Source organism: Protofrankia sp. BMG5.30 (assembly GCF_001983005.1).
GTDB classification, from domain to species: domain Bacteria; phylum Actinomycetota; class Actinomycetes; order Frankiales; family Frankiaceae; genus Protofrankia; species Protofrankia coriariae.
Genome location: NZ_MOME01000054.1, coordinates 1 through 5,424 on the forward strand (window position 1 = coordinate 1; position 5,424 = coordinate 5,424).

Here is a 5,424-nt window from a genome sequence, read left to right on the forward strand (position 1 = left end):
GCACCGCCCGAGTGCATACGCCAAAAACCGCACTGAAACGATCAAGCAGATATTGATCTTGTCGGCGCCCGTTCTTATCTTAGCGGCATTGGTCCGGGAACAGGAAAAGGGAATGCGGATCTCCGCATTCTCCGTGGCGTAGAAGAGAGTTCCCGTGACCGCCGACACGTTCGCCGTCGACCAGGCCGACCGGATCACCGACGGCACCCTGTCCGCCCTGTGGGACCAGATCACCCGCATCAGCGGCTGCGCCCATCCGATCCGTCTTGCCGGCGGCATCGACCAGGCCGATAAAACCACCGGGGAAATCCGCCGGGTGATGGACTCCGCCGCGATGCCGGACGGCACCATTCTCGTGCCGTGCGGGAACCGGCGGGCCACCGTCTGCCCGTCCTGCTCCTACCTGTACGCCGGGGACGCCTGGCAGATCGTCCACGCCGGCCTCGCCGGTGGCCTGACCATTCCCGACACGGTCGCCGACCATCCCGGGCTGTTCGTCACCGTCACCGCCCCCTCGTTCGGCCCGGTGCACTCCCGGCGGGCCAACCACGGCCCCGCCCAGATCTGCAACGACCGGCACGGCCGCTGCCCCCACGGCCGGGCCCGCGGCTGCCGGCTCGTCCACCCCGACGACGACCCCCGGTTGGGCGCGCCGACCTGCCCGGACTGCCACGACACCCCCGCCCTGGTCGTGTGGAACCGGTTCGCTCCCCGGCTGTGGAAACGCACCATCGACCTGACCTACCGGCGCCTCGCCCGGCTGACCGGCGTCAGCGAACACCACCTACGAGAACAGATCCGGATCAGCTACATCAAAGTGGCCGAGGCGCAGGCCCGCGGCGCGATCCACTTCCACGCCGTGCTCCGCCTCGACGCCGCCGGCACCGACCCCGGCATCTGGGCACCCCCGCCCGACTGGGCCACCGCCGACCTGCTCGCGGCCTGCTGGCGCTGGGCGGTCCGCCGCGCCGTCCAACCCTGCCCGAACCCCCACCGCCACACCCCCGACCGAGGCACCCCCGGACCGACAGCGGTGGTCCGCTGGGGCGAGCAGGCCGACACCAAACCGTTGACCGTCACCGGCGGGGAACTCACCCCCGCCACCGTCGGGAACTACCTGGCCAAATACGTCACGAAGTCCGTCACCGCGTCCGGGGCGCTGGACTCCCGGATCCGCAACGCCGACGACCTGCACACCCGCCGGCTCCTGCTACCGGCGCATCAGGCCGCCATCGTCACCACCGCCTGGCGGCTCGCGGCCTGGCCGGTCTTCCACGCACTCGGCCTGCACCGGTGGGCCCACCAGTTCGGCTTCAACGGCCACTGGATCACCAAGTCGCGGACGTATTCCACGACGTTCGCCGCCTGCCGGGAACGCCGCCGCACCTGGGCCCGCACCCACACCCGCACCGGCGAGGAACGCACCCCGCTGGACGCCTGGGGCCGGCCCGAAGACGACGACCAGGTCATCACCCTTGCGTCCTGGCGGTATCAGGCGTCCGGCTACGCCCGCACCGGCGACCGGATGCTCGCCGAGATGGCCGCCGACCAAGCACGGTCGCACCGTGAATCCTCCCGGTCACGCCGTGAAGCCGCCCGGACGGACCGGCAGGCAGCATGATCTACCGCCTACCGGCCGRCCCGACGACATCTCCGCCGTCGCGCCCCGACGCACCCGCCAACCAAGCAACCGCGCCGGGAGCGCGCTCCCCGACAAGGAGCACACCCAGAATGCCTTTCCGCATCCCGCTCCGGGAGTCCGCCACCGGTGAGGCCACACCGGACCACATCGCCACGTTGCCCGCGGAGCTTCGGGCACTCGCCGACCGGCTGGACGCCTACCTGACGGAACAGGCCCGGCCACGCCTGGCCGCCGTCCCAGCCACCACGGCACCGGCGGGCCCCGACCCGCTCGACGGCCTGCCCGCGCTGATCTCGGTGGAGCGGGCGGCCGGACTCCTGGGCCTCTCTCGGGCCGGCGCCTACCGGCTGGCCTCGTCCGGGGAACTGCCCTCCCGCCGGCTCGGGGGCCGGGTCTTCATCGTCACCGCCGGTCTGCGCGCGATCCTGACCCCGGACGGAGCGGCCGCATGAAGGGCAGCGCCTACCGCAAGGGCGACGGCTGGGCGTACCGGTTCGACCTGGGACCGGACCCGCTGACCGGCAAGCGACGCCAGGCGAGCAAGAGCGGGTTCGCCACCCGCAAGGAAGCGGAAAAGGCGCTCCGGGCCGCGATCGCGGCAGCGGAGAAGGGCCGACACGTGACCCGGTCGCGGCGCACGGTCGCGGACTTCCTCAACGAGTGGTGCGACGCGGTCACGGCGTCGGTACGCCCGAAGACGCTGGAAAAGTACCGACTGTGCAAGGACGCCTACGTGATCCCGGTGATCGGGGCGACGCTGTTGCAGGAACTGACCCCGGTGCGGCTGAACCTGTTGTACGGGCACCTACTCACGCAGGGGCGGGTACACCGGCGAGGCACGCAGAGCGCGGGACTGTCCCGGGCGACGGTCGCCACGGTGCACCGGGTGATGCGCCGGGCGTTGGCGGACGCGGTGCGCTGGGGGTACGTGGCGCGCAACGTGGCGGAGGATGCCCGGCCGCCGTCGGTGGGACGCCGGCCGCCGACGGTGTGGACACCGGAACAGCTCCGGGCGTTCGTCGAGCACACCCGCGGGGATCGGTTGTTCGCGCTGTACCTGCTGCTGGTGACGACCGGGATGCGTCGCGGTGAGGCGGTCGGGCTGCGTCGGCAGGACGTCGACGTGGCGGCCGGCACGGTGGTCCCGGCCATCCCGCGCGTTGTCGTCGACGGCCTGGCCGCGGAGTCGGAGACGAAGACCGAGTCGGGGCAGCGTCCACGAACGCTGGACCGGACGACCCTCGCCGCGCTGCGTGTCCACATCCGCCGGTGGGAGCAGGAACGCGAGCTCACCGGGCACACCAACGACCTGCTGTTCTGCTGGCCGGACGGGGCGCACATCCACCCGGACTCGGTGACCGACTGGTTCCAAGGCCATGCCCGCGCGGCCGGTCTGCCGGTGATCCGCCTGCACGACGTCCGACACAGCTACGCCACGGCCGCGCTGAAGTCCGGCGTCCATCCGAAGATCGTGTCGGAGCGGCTCGGGCATGCCGACGTGGCGTTCAYGCTGCGGGCATACAGCCACGTGATCCCCGGGATGGACGCGGCGGCGGCCGGCGCCGTGGCCGGGCTCATCCTCGGCACGACCGACGTGGAGCAGGACGAAGACACGACAGAAAGCCATGATCAGGAAGGCGATGTGCACCCGGATGTGCACCCGGAGGGCCCATCGCCCCTGACCGACGACTAACACCGGAGCAAAAAGCCCTGGTGGGACGGGGTGGAGGTGAGGGGACTCGAACCCCTGGCCTCCTCCGTGCGAGGGAGGCGCTCTACCAGGCTGAGCTACACCCCCTGGAGTTCTTGCAGCTTACAGCAGACCGGACGGATGTGGTGGACGGCCCCCGCTGAGCAGTTCCTGCCCCGCCGCGGCCGGTGTCGGGGATGCCTCACCCTTCCGCGCCCTGGGTACCAGCGGGGCCAGGGTAGGGCCGGCGRCCGGGTCCGCCTCGCACATCAGCCGGGCGAAGAACGTTGCCGCGGCAGCGGGCCGCAGGAGTCCTGCCTCGTGGMCGCGCCAGCCGTATTCTCGGTCGCCGTCGAGGACAACCCGGAAATCCGGTGCGTCCTCGCGGTCGAACACCATGCGGACGCTGTCGGGAATATGACTGTTGCCCGCCGGACCACCGGTATGTGTACCATTATCCGTGTTCGGAAGAGGGGGAGCCGAATGTCCGAAGGGCCAGCGCCCGGATGAGGGGCCGTCCAGCGGGTAGTTTACCCAGAGCGACAAGCCTTCTTCTGGGACCCACCGTGGATCCCAGAACGGCAGTTGCCACATCGCGCGGCCGGGGCGGAACAACAACAGTTCCACCCGCACTCCAYGGCACCGTAGATGGAACCCGACCCCGTCCGGACGCAGTCCGCGTAGTTCCACCGGTACGGCGCAGCTACGAGGGCACAGCCGGAACCCGGCGGCCCGCAGGCTCGAGGTCCACTCCTCGAACGTCGGCTCCCGGGGGCCGGGGTCGCCCGGCGTCGTCCTGTACCGCTGACCGCGGTGGCCATTACTCACTGTGACGCCCCTTTGCGCTCACGTTGGTGATGACAGGCGGCGGAACAAGTAACGGAGAGACGTCCGTACTGCCGACAGGCCCGGCTTTCAGCAACCGCGTCGTATGCTGAAGCACATTGGGCAAGGACAGCCACAGCAATCGGATCGGGCAATTGCGACCGGCACGAACAGGATTTCCCGAAACGAACTGGACTTCTCCGACTAATGGACCCTCGCGTGCATGACCGGYGACGCAAAGGCGGTCATGGACGTCAGGAGAAGAAAGCGGACGTCAGCGCACGCGAGGGCGCGGACAACAGCATCCCGCGTTCGTGCACGTGGCAGCCCCGGCAGGCAGCTCGGGAAGCTGTGGCGCGCACATGGTCACGGAGCCATTATGCACAGCGCACCCCGACACGAGTCCATATGATCTAGGTCAGTTCGATCGCGGTTGACAACGCTCCATCGACCTACCGGGCCGCCGGCCGCGTGGCCGCCGGGGCCCGCGGCCTGCGGGTACGAGCCCGGCCGCGGGCGGCCTTACCCCCGGACGCAGGCCGGCCCGCCGCACAGGTCGTGGCACAGACCCCGGTAGGGGGCCTTCAGCCAAGGGTCGGCACCTCTACGACCCGCAGACCCGCGTGCCTGGCCTTGTCGACGAGGTCGTCGGTCACCGACGCCCGATGTGAGACGACCGGGCGCAGCACCAGTGCGACGATCTCCTCGTCAGCGGTCTGCCGCAACCGCGCCGCGCGCTCAAGCAGGCGTGTGTTCGTCCGGTGGTAGACGCCGGCGTCCCTGATCTCGTCGAGAATCTCCAGCTCGTCCGGTTTCAGCGAGCTGATCAGCTGGTCGTATCGGAGACACCACTGCGGTCCCCTGTCCTCGACCGACGTCTGCTTGAACGTGGGCACGTCGAAGGGCAGCACCACGCGTACGGGGAGCCCTTTCGAGCGCGCGGCCGCCAGCACCACCAGGTCGGCTCCGGACGCCGCCGCGCCGACCAGCAGCCGTGGACGCAGTGCGCCAAGCGCGTCAGCGGTCCGACGTTCGACGTCGGGAACGTCAYGCTCACGAAACCGCGGCGGGTTGGTGGCACGGCTGTCGATCTGCACACCGCCGAAGACAACGATCATCGACGACCTGCCACGGTCCCGATCGGTCATGASTCTTCCATCTGCTCACCGGCTGCCCACTGCTCACCGGATACCCGCTGCTCACCGGATACCCGCTGCTCACCGGATACCCGCTGCTCACCGGATACCCGCTGCTCACCGGATACCCG

At 70.1% G+C, this 5,424-nt stretch carries 4 protein-coding genes and 1 tRNA gene; 3 read left to right on the top strand and 2 right to left on the bottom strand.

All coding sequences use genetic code 11. From position 1 onward, the window contains the following. Positions 1-154 precede the first annotated feature (154 nt). From BL254_RS22325 to BL254_RS22335, 3 genes are all read left to right on the top strand, one after another. On the top strand, positions 155-1,621 hold the full coding sequence (locus BL254_RS22325) for a replication initiator (RefSeq protein WP_076844987.1): 1,467 nt from the start codon (positions 155-157) through the stop codon (positions 1,619-1,621). Positions 1,622-1,731: 110 nt separating this feature from the next. Further along, the gene (locus BL254_RS25445) at positions 1,732-2,094 is read left to right on the top strand and encodes a helix-turn-helix domain-containing protein (RefSeq protein WP_052914907.1); all 363 of its coding nucleotides are present in this window, start codon (positions 1,732-1,734) and stop codon (positions 2,092-2,094) included. Next, on the top strand, positions 2,091-3,335 hold the full coding sequence (locus BL254_RS22335; RefSeq protein ID WP_076844989.1) for a tyrosine-type recombinase/integrase: 1,245 nt from the start codon (positions 2,091-2,093) through the stop codon (positions 3,333-3,335). Before BL254_RS25445 ends, BL254_RS22335 begins: the two co-directional genes overlap by 4 nt. A gap of 31 nt (positions 3,336-3,366) precedes the next feature. Here BL254_RS22335 and BL254_RS22340 read toward each other — a convergent pair. Together BL254_RS22340 and BL254_RS22350 are read right to left on the bottom strand one after the other, a co-directional pair. Further along, positions 3,367-3,440, bottom strand: a tRNA-Ala gene (locus BL254_RS22340). 1,301 nt (positions 3,441-4,741) lie between these two features. Continuing rightward, positions 4,742-5,305 (bottom strand): hypothetical protein, encoded by a 564-nt coding sequence (locus tag BL254_RS22350; protein ID WP_175648447.1) that lies wholly within the window; start codon positions 5,303-5,305, stop codon positions 4,742-4,744. Positions 5,306-5,424: the final 119 nt, after the last annotated feature.

Bases quoted from the DNA above. Each gene is read 5' to 3' on its own strand.
- BL254_RS25445 (WP_052914907.1), top strand. From the start codon at position 1,732: ATGCCTTTCCGCATCCCGCTCCGGGAGTCCGCCACCGGTGAGGCCACA.